At 61.4% G+C, this 17748-nt stretch carries 18 protein-coding genes; all 18 read right to left on the bottom strand.

From position 1 onward, the window contains the following. Position 1: 1 nt before the first annotated feature. Positions 2–1312 (bottom strand): type II toxin-antitoxin system HipA family toxin, encoded by a 1311-nt coding sequence (locus tag NKH97_RS24770; RefSeq protein ID WP_352553770.1) that lies wholly within the window; start codon positions 1310–1312, stop codon positions 2–4. A 12-nt stretch (positions 1313–1324) separates the two neighbouring features. Further along, on the bottom strand, positions 1325–1621 hold the full coding sequence (locus NKH97_RS24765; RefSeq protein WP_023795665.1) for a helix-turn-helix domain-containing protein: 297 nt from the start codon (positions 1619–1621) through the stop codon (positions 1325–1327). Positions 1622–2306: 685 nt separating this feature from the next. Further along, positions 2307–2585, bottom strand: coding sequence for a DUF2274 domain-containing protein (locus NKH97_RS24760; RefSeq protein WP_023689356.1), 279 nt, complete (start codon positions 2583–2585; stop codon positions 2307–2309). 13 nt (positions 2586–2598) lie between these two features. Continuing rightward, a complete protein-coding gene (locus tag NKH97_RS24755) occupies positions 2599–3816 on the bottom strand; it encodes a TraB/TrbI/VirB10 family type IV secretion system protein (protein ID WP_023729046.1) in 1218 nt (405 codons plus the stop codon). Between the two features lie 10 nt (positions 3817–3826). Next, positions 3827–4855, bottom strand: coding sequence for a P-type conjugative transfer protein TrbG (trbG, locus tag NKH97_RS24750; RefSeq protein WP_031245469.1), 1029 nt, complete (start codon positions 4853–4855; stop codon positions 3827–3829). Beyond that, positions 4845–5576, bottom strand: coding sequence for a conjugal transfer protein TrbF (gene trbF, locus NKH97_RS24745; protein ID WP_023685994.1), 732 nt, complete (start codon positions 5574–5576; stop codon positions 4845–4847). The genes trbG and trbF overlap by 11 nt, the downstream gene beginning before the upstream one ends. Continuing rightward, positions 5577–6896: a P-type conjugative transfer protein TrbL gene (trbL, locus tag NKH97_RS24740; RefSeq protein WP_023689359.1), complete on the bottom strand. Its 1320-nt coding sequence runs from the start codon at positions 6894–6896 to the stop codon at positions 5577–5579. Between the two features lie 36 nt (positions 6897–6932). Beyond that, positions 6933–7658, bottom strand: coding sequence for a P-type conjugative transfer protein TrbJ (gene trbJ, locus NKH97_RS24735; RefSeq protein ID WP_023669263.1), 726 nt, complete (start codon positions 7656–7658; stop codon positions 6933–6935). Continuing rightward, positions 7655–10105: a conjugal transfer protein TrbE gene (gene trbE / locus NKH97_RS24730; protein ID WP_352798975.1), complete on the bottom strand. Its 2451-nt coding sequence runs from the start codon at positions 10103–10105 to the stop codon at positions 7655–7657. The genes trbJ and trbE overlap by 4 nt, the downstream gene beginning before the upstream one ends. Further along, positions 10099–10371, bottom strand: coding sequence for a VirB3 family type IV secretion system protein (locus NKH97_RS24725; protein ID WP_023685500.1), 273 nt, complete (start codon positions 10369–10371; stop codon positions 10099–10101). Before NKH97_RS24725 ends, trbE begins: the two co-directional genes overlap by 7 nt. After that, positions 10371–10679 carry a TrbC/VirB2 family type IV secretion system protein gene (locus tag NKH97_RS24720; RefSeq protein ID WP_023669260.1) on the bottom strand — a complete coding sequence of 103 codons (309 nt, stop codon included), beginning with the start codon at positions 10677–10679 and terminating at the stop codon, positions 10371–10373. Before NKH97_RS24720 ends, NKH97_RS24725 begins: the two co-directional genes overlap by 1 nt. Before the next feature lie 11 nt (positions 10680–10690). Next, positions 10691–11659 (bottom strand): P-type conjugative transfer ATPase TrbB, encoded by a 969-nt coding sequence (gene trbB, locus NKH97_RS24715; protein WP_352695792.1) that lies wholly within the window; start codon positions 11657–11659, stop codon positions 10691–10693. Next, positions 11656–12069, bottom strand: a complete 414-nt coding sequence (locus NKH97_RS24710) for a hypothetical protein (protein WP_023750603.1) — start codon at positions 12067–12069, stop codon at positions 11656–11658. Before NKH97_RS24710 ends, trbB begins: the two co-directional genes overlap by 4 nt. A gap of 118 nt (positions 12070–12187) precedes the next feature. Next, the gene (locus NKH97_RS24705) at positions 12188–14218 is read right to left on the bottom strand and encodes a conjugal transfer protein TraG (RefSeq protein WP_352798973.1); all 2031 of its coding nucleotides are present in this window, start codon (positions 14216–14218) and stop codon (positions 12188–12190) included. A 411-nt stretch (positions 14219–14629) separates the two neighbouring features. After that, positions 14630–15721 carry a hypothetical protein gene (locus NKH97_RS24700; RefSeq protein WP_352798972.1) on the bottom strand — a complete coding sequence of 364 codons (1092 nt, stop codon included), beginning with the start codon at positions 15719–15721 and terminating at the stop codon, positions 14630–14632. A 6-nt stretch (positions 15722–15727) separates the two neighbouring features. Next, on the bottom strand, positions 15728–16249 hold the full coding sequence (locus tag NKH97_RS24695) for a ubiquitination-like system serine protease family protein (RefSeq protein WP_156936517.1): 522 nt from the start codon (positions 16247–16249) through the stop codon (positions 15728–15730). An 18-nt stretch (positions 16250–16267) separates the two neighbouring features. Beyond that, positions 16268–16927: a phosphotransferase gene (locus NKH97_RS24690; RefSeq protein WP_352798970.1), complete on the bottom strand. Its 660-nt coding sequence runs from the start codon at positions 16925–16927 to the stop codon at positions 16268–16270. Beyond that, positions 16858–17748, bottom strand: a complete 891-nt coding sequence (locus tag NKH97_RS24685; protein WP_352798969.1) for a hypothetical protein — start codon at positions 17746–17748, stop codon at positions 16858–16860. Before NKH97_RS24685 ends, NKH97_RS24690 begins: the two co-directional genes overlap by 70 nt.

Below are 17748 nucleotides of genomic sequence, written 5' to 3'. Positions count from 1 at the left end.
TTTAACCTCCACAACCTTCCTCTCCATAGATCCGGGACAAGCCCTTGATGCGCGTCGCGATCGCGTCGACGAGGCGACCAACGATCTCATGGATGATCCCCTCCTGGCGAAGCTCTTGGGCGCACTCCGATGCCATATCGGGCATCACCGCGAGCTGATGGCGGATTGTCCGCACCGTGTACTCGCTGCCAACCTTTGCTGAGGACGCACAGCGCCCCCAGTGGCGCGGCATGATCTCCTCGATGGGATAGACTCTGTCGATCTTCATCGCCAGTTTAAGGTCGCGCATCTCAGATTGGATCTCTCCCCCGAGGTGCGGCAGAATGGAGGAGATGTCGTAGAGCGGAGCTAGGCGGGCCTCGCCCTGGGCACCGAGCAGCATCGAGTAGTTCTTTGCATGCGCGTCCGTGCCGGCGATGATCCAGTTGAAGACGTTCGCGGCCATGAAGATCTGACGGTCTTGGACGGGGTCGAGGGAGGCCGACAGCACCTTTCTGGAGATCGTCGTGATACCTGGCCCACCCTGGTTCTCGTACTTGAGCGTCGGCATCACCGACAGGGCCTGGCACATGTCCTCCTGATGGATGCGGATGGTCTTGCCGTCGATGTTGCGGCGGTCGTAGCGCTCGATAACGATCGCCTTTTCGCCTGCGAAGTCGAGAACCTGGCTATGTGCAGCGTCCATGCCGAGCTTGGATGCAAGCTGCAGGCAGAAATGCTCGTTCTCGGTATGCCCGTGCAAGTGCGGCAAAGGCGGCTTGAAGATGTGTGTCGTGGGCGTGTCGCCTAGAGGGATCCCCCAGCGATTGCTGCCCTTGTCGAAATGGAACGCCGTCTTTGCCTGCGCACCAGCGAGACTGAACTGACCAGGATCGCCGATTCGCCGGGTCGCTGCACCATCCTTGCGCAGGTCGCGCAGGCGGTCGCCGATCTGAGCCTCGGTGAGCAACTCCACGTTCTCGCCGCGGGAGACCTGGTCGCCACGAGGAAGGAACTGGACGGCGCCGGCGCAGTCGCGGCCGACATTCTTGAGCAGGGCAAACGGGTTTCGCGCGGAGACCTGGAACCTCTGCGCCCATCTGGCGAGGGTCTGCTCATTATCCGGCAGCAGACCCCAGAGGAATGCCTCGACGACCTTGCCCTCGTATGTCCTGGTGATCGTCGGCATGGACAGGGAGAGCGGGATCGCCACCCGGCCCTCCATCCATGCCTGGTGATAGGAGAACGAAAGCTTGCCGCCCTGCAGGTGGTGGAGCCACCCAACCGGTCTGCCAGCGATATAGACGTCGAGGGTGTCGATGGGGTTCACCATGATCATCGTCACCTAGAGCTTGTAGGGAATCTCGTCGTCGTCATCGTCGACATGCCGTTCATCGGCATTATGATGATGATCAGCAGCCAACGTCGGCGCCGGCGGGATCTGAAAGTCCAGCTCCACACCAAGCGTGGTCAGCGCCAGCAGCACGTTGCCGATCTCGGCGCTGGGCTTGCCGTTCTCGATCCACGACACCCACGTCTGCGTGGTGTTGATCATCTTGGCCAAGGCAGCCTGGGACAGGCCGCGCCGGGTGCGGGCCTCCTTGATCAGGATTCCAATGTCGCGAGCTGTTCTGATCTTCATGGCGTATACGATTTCTGTATGAGCTAGCCTGATATAGGCTCATATATGACGGGTGTCAATATACGTTACTATATCAATTTAACGCTATATAGGTTCACATATCGGCAACCTTCATATACCAACCTATATAAAATCATTGCGCCACGCAACAATGTGCGATCGACCTTTCGCCACGGTACCATCGAGAATGACCGCTGGTCGAGAACTCAACAACTTGTCGGGGCCGGGAGCGGTCTGGTCCGCTATTCAATTACTGTTGGCGAGAAGCTGTCATTCAGCATCCGGTCTGGCGGCATCGTGACAAGATCGATTTTTGTCCGAAGAGAACGAGGCCGGCCGCAAGAAAAAGCCACGGCTTTTATGCACTTATTGTCTAGCAGGCTTAGTTGTTCCCCTGAAACTTGAATCTCCCTCAGACTCAGTGTCTTCTCAAGGTAGCCGCTGGGAATTAGACATGCCTTCAGGCTCGTTTCAACACCGCGTGTGGCAATGGATTGTCGCGTGCTTTCCGACGCCGGCTCACCTCGATGTACAGGAGCGCAATCATCGCTTCCTTGAAGAGGCGCTCGAACTCGCTCAGGCGAATTCCTGCACAAAGGAGGAGGCACTCGAACTGGTGGAGTACGGACCGGCGGCAACGCGGTCAGGATCAAGAACCTAGCGTGCTCCAAAACGACACCAAGCGCTAACCGTTGTCCAGTGTGGAAGATGATTGCCTTCGTGGTTTCTCCGACGCGCCGGCGCCCGGCAGACCTTCCTTTCTGGCCTTGGCAAACGCCCGGTCGCCTTCCAGGAACCCGACCAGCATAAAGGGGATCAGTTCCGCCACCGTTTCGGACTCGCCATAGGTCTCACGGTAAAGTGCGGCATAGTCGTTGAGTGCTTGGCTCAAGTCGGCGCCAACGGTGATGGTGATCTTCGAAGGTGTCCGGTCCGGAAGTTTTCCGAGTTTCAGGTTAGCCATGAAGTCCTCCTGTTCACCCCGTGTATGGCCGCAACACGAGGTCCTTGTGCACGATGACGCGCAACGGCCAACCAGGGCGCACGGTGATCGTGGGTTGGACGTTCAGGTTCTTTTCAGTGATCCGTTGGCCCGCTTGACTGACGTTCTGCTGGGTGGATTCACGAATTGCCTTGACCAAGTCGCTTTCATTTTCCCCAAAGCTCAACTCGGTACCAACCCCCAGCAATGTGGCTACCGCGACGCCCTTGATCAACTGCCAAGTATGGAAATCCACCTTGTCCTCGAGCCCGGCATAGCCGGCCGCGTCGGTCACGGGCAGATTGTCGATTTCGGTAGAGGAGCCGTCCGGCATCACGATGCGTTGCCACACCAACAGAGCGCGCCTTTGCCCAAAGGCTACAACGCTGTCGTAGGTGCCGATCAGCCGTGAGCCCTGCGGGATGAGCAGGATGCTGCCGGTGACGCTGTCGTGCACATTCTCGGTGATCTGGGCGACGACAAGGCCGGGCAGATCGGAATTGATGCCGGTGATCAGGCTTGCAGCGATCACGCTACCGGCCATGATCTGATAGGGCGAAGCCGGCGTCTGCAGTGCATGCGGGTTGTAGATCCCGCCGGTGTTCCGTTGATCGATGAAATCGAGCTTGCGCTGTTGATTGTTCTGGTCGCCCTCGGCCGGCGCGACGGAAGCTCGCTGGCCTTCGGTATCTGGCTGCGGAGACGCCGTCTCGAAAGGCGAACGTCCGCCCTGCCCATTGCCAAAAGCTTCCGTCTGCTGGGGCCGGTTTTCGATGCGGAAGAGGACTTGCGACTCGCGCGCCTCAATCGCTTGTTGTGCAAGCCGCTGCGCCTCGGCGGAAACGTCTTGCCCAGGTGCGATGCCCAGCTGGCGCTGGTGCTCGAGAATAGGACGGCCGAGATCCCCGGGCAGCGGCGGTCCAAGCACCGGAGCCTTCGGCTTGCTCCCGGAATAGTCCTTGGGCAGCGATTCAAGTCCCTCGGCGGTCGGGTTGCGGTCGGTGCTGTAAAGCTCTTCAGCCTGCTGCTTCAGGCGCAGTGCCGGCCCCTGCAGCGCCATCATCGTGACGCCAAAGATGGTGGCGGAGCCAACAGCTGCGATCGCGACGATTATGCCGCGCTTGAAGCGCACGGCCCGGCGCGGTGAGGCCCGCAGCTGCAGCTGTTCGGGATCGAGTTTGGGCGGAACATTGGGGCGGGACGTGTCGGTCATGAGCCTCCCCTCACCTGCCAAAACGCGAAAAGAGCGATATCCGCCGCGGCAGTTGCCGTCCGTCGGTCCTGGTGATGCGCACCACCTGCTGCTGCTTGGCGCCGAGACGGAGTTCAGCCGCGGCAAAGAGGCGCTCGACGATGTAGTAGTTGCCGTGCATCCGATAGTTGACGAGCTGGTTGTCCCCGTCAGCACCGACGATGAAGAGCGGTGGCGCCTCGCCCTGATCAATGCGCTTCGGGAACTCTATGTAGACCTTGCTGCCATCATCGAAGGCGCGCGTCGGTCTCCACGGCGGCGTGTCGCCGGTGATCGAATAGCGGAAGCGGATGTTTTCGAGTGCTACGTTCGAGGCCGCGGGCATTTCAGCCTCTGCCTGAGCGTTGCGCCGCCGAAGCGCCACGAGTTGGTCTTCGCTGTAAATCCAGGAGAGCGCCGCCATGGCAGTTTTCTCAGTGCTTTGAAGCTGCAGGTGATAGGATCGCCTGTCCGTCGTGATGACCAGATTGGTGGCAAGCCCCGGCGCGAATGGCTTCACCAGCACATGAGTGCGCTGGTCATCGCCTGAGCCACTAACGGTGTCACCGATCACCCAACGGACCGTATCGCCGGCTGAGACCGAGGTCAGCTTCTCGCCCCGCTGCAATGAGATATCGGTGACGCGCTCCGGCGCGGCGTAGAGCTGGTAGAGCGCGCCGTCGGCAAAGGGGTAAACCTGCACCGCATTGACATAGCCAAACTTGGTGGGTTGTTGCGTCGCCGCCTTGTTGGCATCGGCGACCTGTTCTTCCGGCGAGCGCTTATCTGGGGCGGGCTTGCCGGGTGCGGGCATCAACTGACCAGGCAACGGTAACGGTTTCGGCACTTCCACGACCTTGACCGGCTTCTCCGGCGCCTTCTCGATCGCGGCTGGTTTGAAGTCCTCGTGGTCATAGGAAATCTGAGGCGGCGGCACTGGCTTCGAGGCACAGGCCGAAAGAACCGCAACAGACGCCGACAGGATCAAGGCAGCACGAAGCAATGGGGCTCTATTTGTCATTGGCGGGCTCCTTAGGGGAAACGGGGGTTGGCGCGGCGCTGTCGAGCTCGCGCGACCAGTCGATGGCGTTGATGAAGACGCCGAGCGGGTTCTTGCGCAGCTGCTCGGTTGTCCTAGGCGGGCGGATGAGGATGGTGAGGATCCCGATCCAGCGCGTCGTGCTGGCGAGGCTGCCGCGCTCGAACACCTGCTCGGTCCATTTGACCTGGAACGAGCTGTCGGAAGCCCTGACCACGCTGGTCACCTGTACTGACACGCTGCGCGTGCCGATTTGGCCGAAAGGGTCGTTCGCCTTGGCATATTCGTTGAGGAAGAGCGCCGCTCGGTCGGTGGCAAAGTCGTAGGCCGACAGCCAATTCTGCCGCACCAGAACCGCATCGGTGGAAACCGAACGAACATTCTGGATGAAGCGGCTGAGATGCCAGGCGATCTGGGCATCGTCGGGCTGGTAGTTTTGGACTGCCGGCCCGACCGCGTGCGCCTCGCCAAAGCGGTCGACCTCGACGACATAAGGCACGACGCGGCCCTGCATCGACTGCCACAGAAGCCCACCGGAAAGCCCCGTCGTCAGAGCCAGGCAGCCAAAGGCCATGAAGCGCCAGTTCTTGGCCTGGACGCGCGCCGTGCCGATGCGCTCATCCCAGAGTTGGCTGGCCTTCTGGTAGGGTGTTACGGGTTCGGGCGTCTTTCCATAACGCTGAACGGGTCGCTTGAAGAGCATCTAGTCTTCCTTGTCATTGAGGGAGGGATTGGCGCCGCTTCCGCCCCGATCTCCATCGCGCACCGCCTGCGTGGCAGCATTGCGATGGGCGCGTGCGGTCTGTTCGGAACGCAGACGCCTTGCCCAGGCAGGCGCGGCCGCGGGAGCTACAACTGGAGAGCTTCCGCTCATCGAGCTGGTCGGCATGCCGCCGGTCATCCAGCCGGCATCGCGACCGGCGTCGGCACTACGGCGGAATGGTTCTGCTGCGGATCGCATTCCCCGCATCGCGGCGCCGCTAGCGGCACTCGCAACCCCCTGCAGCCCAGCAGCTACCCCGGACAGCCCGGACTCGGGCGATGTCGCGCGCCCCGTTTGCCAGGCGACGGTGGCAGCGGACCCCATGGCGGCGCCGGCACGGACTGCGGCGAGGCCGCCGCCTGTTGCCATGCGCGCGCCGGCAAACGCAGCGCCTCCGGCAACGAGCGTTGATCCAGCTGCGGCCGCCGTTGTTCCAAGTGCCGCGCCGGCGCCAAGCTGCGGCGCGCCGGAAACGAGACCCGAGGCAATCCCGGGGCCGAAAATGCCGAGCCCAAGCAGCGCCAGCGCACCCAGCACCTGAGACATGGCCGCCGCCAGGTCCGGCTCCTGGCCCTGCAGGGCGGAAGCGAACTCGCCAAAGAGCGTGGAGCCGATGCCGACGATGACGGCAAGCACCATCACCTTGATGCCCGACGAAATCACATTGCCGAGCACGCGCTCGGCCAGAAACGCCGAACGGTTCCAGAGCGCGAAGGGCACCAGGACGAAGCCGGCCAGCGTGGTGAGCTTGAACTCGAGGATGGTGATGAAGAGCTGGATGGAAAGAATGAAGAAGGCGATGAGGACCAGGAACCAGGCCAGAAGCAGCACGAAGATGGTGAGCGCGTTACCGAAGATCTCGGGGAAGCCTACTAGCTGGCTCGCTTGATTGAGGAGCGGCCAGGCGCCCTCGAAGCCGGCCGCGGCAATGCGGCCTGGCCGCAGGAGACTGTCGGCGGACAGGTTGCCGGCCGATGCGTTGATGCCGAGACCGGCAAAGGAGCGGTAAATTATGTCGGCGAGGTTCTTGAAATTGTTCAGGACGAAGGCGAAGGCGCCGACATAGAGCACTTTGCGAACAAGCCGGCCGAGAATGTTGGGCTCGCCGCCGAACGCCCAGACCAAGCCCGCGAGCGTGATGTCAATGCCGATCAGAATGGTAGTGAGAAAGGCGACGTCGCCCGAAAGCAGACCGAACCCACTGTCAATGTAGCGGGTAAAGGTCTCCATGAAGCGATCGATGACTCCGAGGTCGTTCATGTCGCCGCCTTCCTCGTTGTCTTGAAGAACTGCCGCTCAGTTGCCGGGATAAGCCGTGCCGGTGCCCAGGAAACGCTTCGTCGTCTCGCGAGCGGCTTCCTCAGACTGCGCTTTGCGCGCCGCATCCTCGGCTTCGGCCCGGAACTGGGTCGCAAGCAGCGTCTGGATCTGCATCTGCTGCTTGGTCGAAAGCGCGATCAGCTGATTGGTAGCCTGGCTTGCCTCGAGGGCACCTGCCGCGCCCTGACTGCGATTGACGAGATCGGTAAGCAGGTCGCCATCGGCCTGCACGTTCTCGACGATCTGCGACTGCGCGCTCATGGTCTGGCGGAACGCCTGCATGGCGCTCTGCCAGCGCTCGCGCGCGGCGCTCGCCACATCGCTGACCTTGATGGTGGCGTCGTAGCTTTCCGGATATTGCTGGCGCCACTGGTCCTGCAGCTTGTCGAGATCGAAGCTCAGGCCGCTCGCCTGGGTCATCAGACCGTCAATCCGTTGGAGCGAGCCGGTAAGCTGGCCCACGGAAGAGAAATCCAGGCGCTGAAGGTTGCGCGCCATGTTCTGCAGCATGGTCGCCTGGTTCTGAAGCGACTGGATTTGGTTGTTGATCTGCTCCAATGCGCGTGCTGCCGACAGCACATTCTGCGTATAGTTGGACGGGTCAAACACGATGAGCGCATAGGCCGGCTGGACGTAGTCAGCCATCGGTTTGGCAATCAGGGAAACGGTGACCAGGCTAGTAAAAAGGCGGCGTCCGATCATGACGATTGCTCCTTGTTAGGTTGAGGAAATTGCTGGAGAAGCTCGGCAGCCCAATCCAGGCCGCGCGCACTGAAGAAACGGGCGGCAAAGCTGCCCTGCCCTTCTTCGGAAAGAATATTGTCGATCAGGGTCTGCGCGGCCGGGTCGGAGGCGCCGCAAAGCGCAAGAGCGATCGGGCCTAGCCCGAGCTCGAAGAGGCGATTGCCGCGGCGCGACTGCAGATAGTAGTGGCGCTTCGGCGTGGCGCGGGCGACCAATTCGATCTGTCGCTCATTAAGACCGAAGCGCTCATAGGCTGCCCGTGCCTGCGGCTCCACCGCACGATCATTGGGGAGAAAAATGCGCTGCGGGCAGCTCTCGATGATTGCGGGTGCGATAGAAGAGCCGGCGATGTCGGCAAGCGACTGCGTCGCGAAGATGACGGAGACGTTTTTCTTACGCAGCACCTTAAGCCATTCGCGGATGCGGGCGGCAAAGAGCGGGTTGTCGAGATAGACCCAGGCCTCGTCGAGCATGAGCAGCGTCGGCCGCCCGTCAAACCGGTCCTCAAGACGATGGAACAGATAGGTGAGCACAGGCAGCACAGCGCCTTGGCTGTGCATCAGCTCCTGGGTTTCGAAACACTGCACATCCGAGATGGCCAGCCGGTCGTCATCGGCATCGAGCAGTCGGCCGAATGGTCCGTCGAGCGTGTAGGGCATCAATGCCGATTTGAGCGCATTGGACTGAAGCAGGACCGACAGGCCAGTCAGCGTGCGTTCCTGCGCCGGCGCGGTGGCGAGGCTGGTGAGCGCCGACCAGATTGCCTCCTTCACCTCCGGGGTGACGGTGACATTCTCGTGGGCAATGAGGCCGGCGATCCATTCGGCCGCCCAGCTCTGTGTGGCCGGGTCGTCGATGTGGCGCAGCGGCTGGAAACCAAGCGCACCATTCGCACCCAACGCATGGTGGTCGCCGCCCATGGCAAGCGCGGCGGCGCGGGCCGAATTGCCTTTGTCGAAGACATAGATTTGCGCGCCAGCGTAGCGCCGGAACTGCAAAGCGATCAGGGCAAGCAGAACCGACTTGCCGGCACCGGTCGGCCCGACAATCAGCATGTGGCCGACATCGCCGATATGGGTCGAAAGCCGAAACGGCGTCGAGCCGCTGGTTTCGGCGAAAAGAAGCGGCGGAGCGTGATCGCCGGTGACCTCGGCAAGGTGCTCGTTCTCCGCTGGACCTGCCCACACGGACGACAGCGGCACGAGATGGGCAAGGTTAAGCGTGTGAACGAGCGGCTGGCGAACGTTGGCGTAGACATGACCCGGCAATGAACCAAGCCACGCTTCGACGGCATTGATGCTTTCGCGAATGGTGGTGAAGCCGAGCCCGTTGACGATCCGCTCGACGGCGCGAAGCTTTTCCGCGGCGGCTTTACGGTTCTGATCCCACACCGTCACCGTTGTGGTGAGATAGCCGAAGCCGACATGATCGCCGCCGAATGCCTGCAGTGCTGCATCGGCATCGAGCGCCTTGTTGTCGGCGTCGCTGTCGACGAGAGGCACCGGTTCGTTGGTCACCACCTCGCGCAGAATAGCCGCGATCGATTTGCGCTTGGCAAACCACTGCCGCCGGAGCCGAGTCAGCGTCTTCGTGGCTTCCGCCTTGTCGAGTGGAATGAAGCGCGTCACCCAGCGATAGGCGAAATCCTGGTTATTGAGCGCATCAAGGATTCCTGGCCGGGTGACGTTCGGAAAGCCGAGAACTGTGAGCGTGCGCAGATGCTGCTCGCCCAGCATCGGCTCTAGGCCGCCGGTCAGCGGCGCGTCAACCAGGACGCCGTCGAGATACATTGGCGTTTCCGGCACGGCGACCGGATGACGGCGTGTCGAGATCGTGCCGTGCAGGTACGTCAGGGTCTCGGCATCGTCGAGCGCGCGCACCTCGGGCACGAAGCCCGAAAGAAGATCGAGAACGCGGTCAGTCTCGTCTCGGAACCGGGCAAGCTCCTGGCGCCAGTCTCTTTCCCCTCCCAAGTCATGCGAGTCGACGAGAGCACTTTCCGCGCGCGCTTGGCCATCGGGCCCAGGCATGAAGACCAAGGTCAGATGATAGATGCTCTCGAAATGCGCGACCTTGCCCTGGAAGGCCGCGCGCCGTTCCTCATCGATCAGCCATGAGGCAGCATCGGGAAGGGCCGAGCTCGCATAGCCCAGCGCTTCGATGCGCTCGGCCTCGAAGAATAATGCCCAGCCAGAGCCGAGCCTTCTCAGCGCATTGTTTGCCCGCGCGCATATGCCGATGAGTTCGGCCTCCGTCGCGCTTTCAAGGTCGGGGCCACGAAACCGCAATGTCCGTTGGAAGCTGCCATCCTTGTTGAGCACGATGCCGGGCGCGACGAGTGCTGCCCAGGGCAGATGGTCGGCAAGCCGGTCGGCTTTGCCGCGGTATTCGGAAAGCTTCAGCATGCAAGCCAGCCCTTTTGACGAAGATGACGGACAAGCACGCTGGCAAAATCCGGATCACGCCGTGCGGCAAAGACCGCGAGCGTGTGGCCGGCGATCCAGAGGATCAGACCGGCAATCCACTGCTGCAGGCCTAGGCCGATGGCCGCGGCCACCGTGCCATTGAGGATCGCCACCGCCCGCGGCGCGCCGCCGAGCAGGATCGGCTCGGTGAGCGCCCGATGGACCAGAACCTCGAAGCCTTCGATATGCTGCTCTTCGGTGCTCATCAGACGACTGCCCCGCCGCCAAAGGAGAAGAAGGAAAGAAAGAAGCTCGAGGCCGCGAAGGCGATCGACAGGCCGAAGACGATCTGGATCAGCCGGCGGAAACCGCCCGCCGTGTCGCCGAAGGCAAGGGTCAGACCGGTGGTGATGATGATGATCACCGCGAGGATCTTGGCGACCGGCCCCTGCACCGATTCCAGAATCTGCTGCAGCGGCTGTTCCCACGGCATGCCGGAGCCGGCAGCGTGGGCCTGGGCCGTGAGAAGAAGCGCGACGGCGGCGAACGAAAGAAAGCGAAGCTTCTTGCGCATGAGGTGACCTTTCAGAGCTGCTGGAGTTGCGGAAGTGTGAGCGGGGTGACGGCGTAATCGCCGCTGCCGTCGAGACCCGTGACCTCGGCGATCGCGTCAACGCGGCGCGCGGGTCCTCTTCCGGCAATAAAGATGACCAAGTCGACGGCATCGGCGATCAGCCGGCGGGGAACGGTGACAACGGCTTCCTGGGCGAGCTGCTCAATACGATAGAGTGCGGAGCGTGCCGAATTGGCGTGAACGGTGGCAATGCCGCCGGGATGTCCGGTGTTCCATGCCTTCAGCAAATCGAGCGCTTCCGCGCCTCTGACTTCGCCGACGATGATGCGGTCGGGCCTCAGCCGTAAGGTCGAGCGTACGAGATCGGCGAGTGTGATGGAGCCCCGCCTCGTCCTCATGGCAACGCAGTCCTTGGCCGCGCATTGCAGCTCGCGGGTGTCCTCAATCAGGATCACCCGCTCATCGCATTCGGCGACTTCTGCCAGTAGAGCATTGGTAAGTGTCGTTTTGCCCGACGATGTGCCGCCGGCGACCAGGATGTTGCGCCGCTCGCGCACTGCCTTCCTCAGGGCATCAGCCTGCAGCGGGAGCATGACGCGATCGGCGACGTAGTTGGCCAGCGTGTAGAGTTTTGCCGCCGGTTTGCGGATGGCGAAGCATGGCGCCAGCACGACCGGCGGTAGCAGACCCTCGAAGCGCTCGCCTGATGGCAATTCGGCACTGACAATCGGACTATCTGCATGCGCCTCGGCGCGTACATGGGAGGCGACGAGCCGGATGATGCGTTCCGCCTCGGCAGGATGCATATGCACGCCTGTATCGACCCGGCCTTCTCCCAACCGGTCGAGCCTCAGCGCGCCGTCGGGGTTGACCATCACCTCGATGACGGTCGGATCGGCAAGGGCCTCGGTGATCGCGGCGCCCATGGCTGTGCGCAGCATGGCTCGGCGGCGGTGGTCCGCTGCGGGATGAGAGTTCATCCTTCGCCTCCGTTGCCATTGCCGTAACCAAGCGAGCGCTTCCCGGAGGCTATCTGGCGACCGACCTGCTCGACGAATTTGTCAAAGCGCTCTTGGGCGATCGCCTGTGTCGCCCGATCCGGAATTGGCGTGTGCGCATGAAGCGTGATTGAAAAGCGGATTAAGAGCGCCAGGCTCTCCAGAGTTATTTCGGCGTCGCGCCTGACATGGTCGAGATCGCGGGAAAGACGGTCCAGCCGCTTGCCGTAGCGCTGGTCGAGCTCGTTTTCACCACGCCGTTCGATGAAGGCCTCGACCGCTTTCGCGACGATCGCCGATTTTGTGGTCGACGGGTTGCTACTGAGGGTTTCCAGCTTCGCGCTTAACGCGGGTTCGAGCAGAAACTGGTGGCGAATGCGATGCGGCTTCATGGGGCTCGTTCCGACTGGCCGGCCTGATGCGCCGGCGGCGGCAACGAACATCGTCGAGATCCGCAAAATCGCTTATGGGCGTTATCTACGCTGAGCTACGCCTGAGCTGCGAAAGCGCTTAGAAGCCGGGGATGATGTCCTTGTCGTCGCCCCTTCCCTCGTTGATACCGTAGGCGCTGGCTGCGGTGGAAACCCGGTCCATGACGCGCTTGTCTGCGAGTGCCTCGGCGTCATCGTCCGCCAGATTGAAGAGGTCGTCTTGATCAGGCTCCTGAGAGACGACAACGTGTTCTTCAGGCAGGCCTGGATGACGCTGCTGTTGCACGCCGCCCTCTTCTTCGATTGCCTCGCCGGCGTTTTCGTCATCGGCAGCGAGACGGCGGTCAACACTGCGGACTAGTCCGCTCCAATCGTCGGGGCGCGACGCAGGACAGTCCGCGTACAGACCGTCGCGCAACACCGGCGCCGGCAGCACCCGTTCGGTGAAATTCGGATCCTGATAATAACGCAACTTCTGGGCGCGGATCGGCGGCAACCCCGAAACAAGGATTAATTCGTCAGCTTGCGGCAACTGCAGCACCTCGCCAGGCGTCAGCAGCGGGCGAGCGGTCTCCTGGCGACTGACCATGACGTGCGAGAGCCAGGGCGCCAGCCGGTGGCCGGCGTAGTTGCGCATGGACCTGAGTTCCGTCGCCGTACCGAGCGCATCCGAGATGCGTTTGGCCGTGCGCTCGTCGTTGGAGGAAAAGGCAATGCGCACATGGCAATTGTCGAGAATGGCGTTGTTCTCGCCATAGGCTTTGGAGATCTGGTTCAAGGATTGCGCGATCAGATAGGCGCGGATGCCGTAACCCGCCATGAAGGCGAGCGCGGTCTCGAAGAAGTCGAGGCGGCCAAGAGCCGGAAATTCGTCCAGCATCATTAGCAGTTGGTACTTGCGGCTCTTCTTCGGGTCACCTTCCAGCCGCTCCGTCAGTCGCCTGCCGATCTGATTGAGCACCAGTCGCACCAGTGGCTTGGTGCGCGAGATATCCGATGGCGGCACCACTAGATAGAGCGACATCGGTCGTTCCGCATCCATGAGATCGGCAATGCGCCAGTCGCAGGCCGATGTTGCCGCGGCCACGGTCGGATCACGATAGAGACCGAGAAACGACATGGCGGTCGAGAGAACGCCTGAGCGCTCGTTCTCTGATTTGTTAAGCACCTCGCGAGCCGCCGAGGCCACGACGGGATGGACCCGAGGTTTGTCCGCCGTGCCGAGGTGGTTGGTGGTCATCATCCGCAGCAGTGTCGTGGCAAACGAGCGTTGCGGATCCGACAGGAAAGTGGCGACGCGGGCGAGCGTCTTTTCTTCTTCGGCGTAGAGCACGTGCAAGATGGCCCCGACCAAGAGTGAATGACTAGTCTTCTCCCAATGATTCCGCCGCTCCAGCGCGCCTTCCGGATCGACGAGAATGTCGGCGATGTTCTGAACGTCGCGGATCTCATCTGAGCCCCTGCGCACTTCCAGCAGCGGGTTGTACCGCGCCGACCTTGGATCAGTCGGGTTGAACAAAAGGGAGTACGAGAACATCGACCGCCAGCCGGAGGTCAGCTGCCAGTTCTCGCCCTTGATGTCGTGAATGACGGCCGAGCCGGTCCAGGAAAGAAGAGTTGGAACGACCAATCCGACGCCCTTGCCCGAACGTGTCGGCGCAAAGGCCATGACGTGTTCCGGCCCGTCATGGCGCAGATAGTGATCCTTCAGTTTGCCAAGGAAAACGCCGGTCGGCTGAAACAGGCCTGCCTTCTCGATTTCCCGAACCGCGGCCCATCGTGAGGAACCATAGGTGGTGACCAGCCCCCTCTGCCGCGCACGCCAGAGGGAGCCAGCGATGGCGGCCGCGCAGCCCATGAAGCCTGTGGTGGCCGCGAGCATCCCGGCCGTGTCGAAGACCTCGGGCGCGTATGCGTCGAAATGGAACCACCACTCGAACAGTTGCCACGGCTTGTAGATCGGCCATCCGGCTGCGACAAACCATGGGGGTCCGAGTTGCGGCTGATAATCTAAAGTTTGGGCGCACCATTGAGTCGCTGTCCATACGCCGAGAATGACGATGGCGAACACAACGACTATCTGACCGACAAGGAGCTTCGTCGGTGTCATGGGCGCAGCCTCCGAGTTTTGTTAAACGGAAGCAGGATGGCGTGACGTTTCAGAATATTGAAGATACCCAATATACGCGCCCGTGCGATGCAGTGAACGTTGCAGGCTTAGAAGATTGGGGGCGCCAAGAAATGTCATCGCGGAGGCACGAGCGAATGACTTGTATTAGGCCGACTGCGGTCCGTCCGGTTTCGGCCGCGATTGGATAGAAAGCTGCCTATAAGGAACCGACGCCCTTTCGGCCGCTCGTAAATAGCGAAACCCCGATAACGGTCATTGCCCATAATAATATCAATTCGCTTCGCTGCGCATTCGCAGCGATTTCGGGCTCCACTCCGAGGCGCCAAATCGCGGCGGAACCGACACTGTGGAGATTATACCTCGGGCGCGGCAGCCTTCGGGACGAGCGCTTTACGCCCCTTCCTCGGCCGCGGCCGTTGTCTGCGCCCGTGCAGCGCGCTCCACCATCTCGCGCGTAACCACTTTGTTGTGATCCCGCTCACGGTAGAGACACGCATACTCGGAGTCGTCGACATCACCCGGGCCATAGTCATGGTAGTCGAGATGACGCCAACCCTGTTCCGTGAGGTCCATGCCGTACTCTACGCCGACAAATCCGCTCAAGGGCACGATATAACTCCTTACGAAGGGAACGTCCTCGTATGTCCGCTTGATGAACTGCGCGCCGGGCGTGTTTTCGATAAACCATGGTTGCCGGCCGAACCCGCCAAACTGCAGTTGGATGATGCGGCCGAGCGTTATCAATGCCGATAGAGCGTCCTCCCGCATTGTGGAGTAGGTCGCGGGATTAAAGTGGACCGAGCGGTTGCGCAGCGTCGCGAGCTCCATGAAAGCTATCCCCACATCAGGCAAGAGCACGCCCCAGTCTTCCAGCACGCGTACGGCGAACCGCCAGTCATCGAAAGACTCGCTGCGATAGACACGGCGGTAGTGCGGCGACGCTTTGTAGTAATCCCGAAGGTCCAGGATGAGGTGGTTCAGGATGCGCTCGCCGAGGGCGCACGCAGCGACCAAGGCTGGGAAGTAGAGCCCTGATACAAAGGCGCGGCGCGCCTGTTCATGCATCAGGTTATGATAACTGACGATGGAGAACGCCTTTGCGCCAAGGTCCTTAGTGTCCTGGATCACTTGCGCATGGCGGCGTTCGCCGTACTCAGCCTTGAGCCTCTTAATCGCCTTGTTGCGGTTCTCGATATGGAGCGCCTTCACTTTCTCCTCCCAGTGCTCGCTCGGATCGTCGAGACTCAACGGATTGGAGTCGAAATCATAGGCAAACGGGTGATACCGCCGCCCACGGTCTCGCAAGGATTCGTGCCCCTCATGGTCGTAGAGGCCGCGCGCCAGGTCGGCGACCGTGATGAACCCTTCTGATACAGTGCTCTCCGCGTGGCCGTTGCTCTCGGTCTCAGCGGCTTCCCGGCGCTTGGGCGCCACCTGCACAGGCTTTTTATCTTCGACAGCAGTCGGCTCTTGGTCGGCCATGGTCCGTCAGCCTGCCGTCGCGGGTGCCCGCCGGAAGCTTGCCTGCCTCTGCTTGGTTTCTTCGATCGCTTTGCCAGCATCCACAAGCGACCGGCACGCATCAAGAACCGACCAAGGCACTTCGTCGAGCACTGCAGCTATGTCGACGAAGCTCACCAACTCGTTGGTCAGGACAGCTTCCACGACGGCTTCAAGGGATGGATTGCGCCGAAGAGACCATTTGTCGTTGGTCCAGTGTATAGTGTCGTCCCAGACGATGAAATGGGCGCCGCAGCCGGTGTCCCTCCAGACCGAGGGGAACAAAGTCAAGCCATCTTCGCGCCGGTAGAAACGCCAAGCAGGCCCGGCACGACGATCGAGATTGACTGTTAACACGTCTCCGCAACCATCAGGGCACTTCATTACGAAGGCACGCGGGACGCCACGTTCCACCAGCACGACGTCGCCCGGCCGTTCGACCAAGTTGATGGCCTCAGACTGGCGTTCAACCGAGCCTTTGAAATGGACCGCGTACGATTTCCTGAGCAACAATGGAACTCCAGACCCTTACCAAAGCGAGGGGTTTGTTACACGTTCGAGAAGGTTGCCGGCGCACTGGTAGGCAGTGCTGGCGTCCCCGTTCTTGGCTTTCGCATAATAAAGCAGCCCTACGCAGATCGCTATTGTATATTCCCGTCGCAGGTCGACGGAGTGGACCTGCCCCTCATCGAGGATTGTCGAGCGCAAGGCCGTGATCGCATTGAGCCGATGGGATGCGGCCTTGCCCTTGAGAAGATGTTCGAGCGAGACAGCGAACAGGTTACCGCTATAGAAATCTTCGAGCACATCGGTCGGAATCCGTTGAGTTGCCTGCAGGTCGGGATCGAAGCCAAGGCCCAACTCCAAGCGCGCAACGTCGTGCGAAAGCGGGCGCTTGGCCGCTCGTGTGAAATCGATCAGAACCGCCTCGGCGTCCTGGCCGCATACGAACACGTTGCGCAGATTGAGATCGTCATGGGCCCGGCACATCAAGTGGTCCTCTACCGGCAAGTTGGCGAGGCGGTCAAACAAATCATGCGGCGAAGGGCCTCCGTAACCGGCATGGCTGAGGTCTTTGTAGGTGCGTTCGAGCCCCTTCAGGTATTGCTCCTGCCTTATCACGGGCAGGAACTCCGGAAGCAAATCGAGCTTCTTCTTTTCGGGCCGGTCTCGCCACCGGCCCAACACTGTTGATAGATTGCCTGGACGACGGCGTTGACGTCCCTTTCCGGCACGACATAGTCTAGGCGCACAGCGTGTTCGACGAAGCGGGACACAGCCAACTGTGAACTGGCCCCCAACACGCATCGCTCCAGGCATAAAGGGGCGCATCCTCGAAAGGGAATTCGGTCGGCGACGACATCCCTGTAGGTCTTGATATGCTCCTCCATCTCCGCTGCGCCGCCCGATTTGACGATGAATGGCGTGTGCTGCTCCAGACCCTGTGTTTCGACCTTCCACACGGACGCTGAGGATTTGCCGCCATTCTCCTTAGAAATGTGTATCGCCGGGTAGTCGTGAAAAGCACGTCGGAATAGCAACTCGAGCTCGAGCGACAATGGTTCTAGTAGCGGGGCACCGTTCTTGCTGCGGATCGCAAGACTGTCATTGCTCGACGGCCCGCAACGGCAGCGAGCACAGAGTTCCGCGATCCGATCCCCATGAGAATCCGCAAGCACGACCAGTTGCTGCAACACGACTCCGGGAGGCTGGGCCCACTGCGCCAGCTGACCTGCACCTGACCTCGCGACAGCCATTGCGCTCGCCTCGTCGCCCGACTTCGCCACGACAACGATGAAAACGCCCCGCGCTGCGGCAGGAGCGGCGAGAAGACGCAAGCGCTTAACAAGATCTTGTCGATCCGTCTGCGACGATAACGCACCGGCGAGCACGATTAATGCACGGGCGCTGCCGTCGGTAAGATCCGCGGGCGATTGTAGCTTCTTGAGCGCGAGTTGTCGGCTGTCAAAGGGCCGCCTGTCGACCGTTCCGCCATCGACCAGGACCAT

The organism is Mesorhizobium sp. M0870, assembly GCF_040319775.1.
In the GTDB taxonomy this organism is placed as follows: Bacteria; Pseudomonadota; Alphaproteobacteria; order Rhizobiales; family Rhizobiaceae; genus Mesorhizobium.
Note: the sequence above shows the minus strand (reverse complement) of the source record. Positions and strands in the feature narration are given on the sequence as shown.

Excerpts from the sequence above, each read along its gene's own strand:
- NKH97_RS24770 (WP_352553770.1), bottom strand. The coding sequence starts at position 1,312 with ATGGTGAACCCCATCGACACCCTCGACGTCTATATCGCTGGCAGACCG.
- NKH97_RS24765 (WP_023795665.1), bottom strand. The coding sequence starts at position 1,621 with ATGAAGATCAGAACAGCTCGCGACATTGGAATCCTGATCAAGGAGGCC.
- NKH97_RS24760 (WP_023689356.1), bottom strand. The coding sequence starts at position 2,585 with ATGGCTAACCTGAAACTCGGAAAACTTCCGGACCGGACACCTTCGAAG.
- NKH97_RS24755 (WP_023729046.1), bottom strand. The coding sequence starts at position 3,816 with ATGACCGACACGTCCCGCCCCAATGTTCCGCCCAAACTCGATCCCGAA.
- trbG (WP_031245469.1), bottom strand. The coding sequence starts at position 4,855 with ATGACAAATAGAGCCCCATTGCTTCGTGCTGCCTTGATCCTGTCGGCG.
- trbF (WP_023685994.1), bottom strand. The coding sequence starts at position 5,576 with ATGCTCTTCAAGCGACCCGTTCAGCGTTATGGAAAGACGCCCGAACCC.
- trbL (WP_023689359.1), bottom strand. The coding sequence starts at position 6,896 with ATGAACGACCTCGGAGTCATCGATCGCTTCATGGAGACCTTTACCCGC.
- trbJ (WP_023669263.1), bottom strand. The coding sequence starts at position 7,658 with ATGATCGGACGCCGCCTTTTTACTAGCCTGGTCACCGTTTCCCTGATT.
- trbE (WP_352798975.1), bottom strand. The coding sequence starts at position 10,105 with ATGCTGAAGCTTTCCGAATACCGCGGCAAAGCCGACCGGCTTGCCGAC.
- NKH97_RS24725 (WP_023685500.1), bottom strand. The coding sequence starts at position 10,371 with ATGAGCACCGAAGAGCAGCATATCGAAGGCTTCGAGGTTCTGGTCCAT.
- NKH97_RS24720 (WP_023669260.1), bottom strand. The coding sequence starts at position 10,679 with ATGCGCAAGAAGCTTCGCTTTCTTTCGTTCGCCGCCGTCGCGCTTCTT.
- trbB (WP_352695792.1), bottom strand. The coding sequence starts at position 11,659 with ATGAACTCTCATCCCGCAGCGGACCACCGCCGCCGAGCCATGCTGCGC.
- NKH97_RS24710 (WP_023750603.1), bottom strand. The coding sequence starts at position 12,069 with ATGAAGCCGCATCGCATTCGCCACCAGTTTCTGCTCGAACCCGCGTTA.
- NKH97_RS24705 (WP_352798973.1), bottom strand. The coding sequence starts at position 14,218 with ATGACACCGACGAAGCTCCTTGTCGGTCAGATAGTCGTTGTGTTCGCC.
- NKH97_RS24700 (WP_352798972.1), bottom strand. The coding sequence starts at position 15,721 with ATGGCCGACCAAGAGCCGACTGCTGTCGAAGATAAAAAGCCTGTGCAG.
- NKH97_RS24685 (WP_352798969.1), bottom strand. The coding sequence starts at position 17,748 with ATGGTCCTGGTCGATGGCGGAACGGTCGACAGGCGGCCCTTTGACAGC.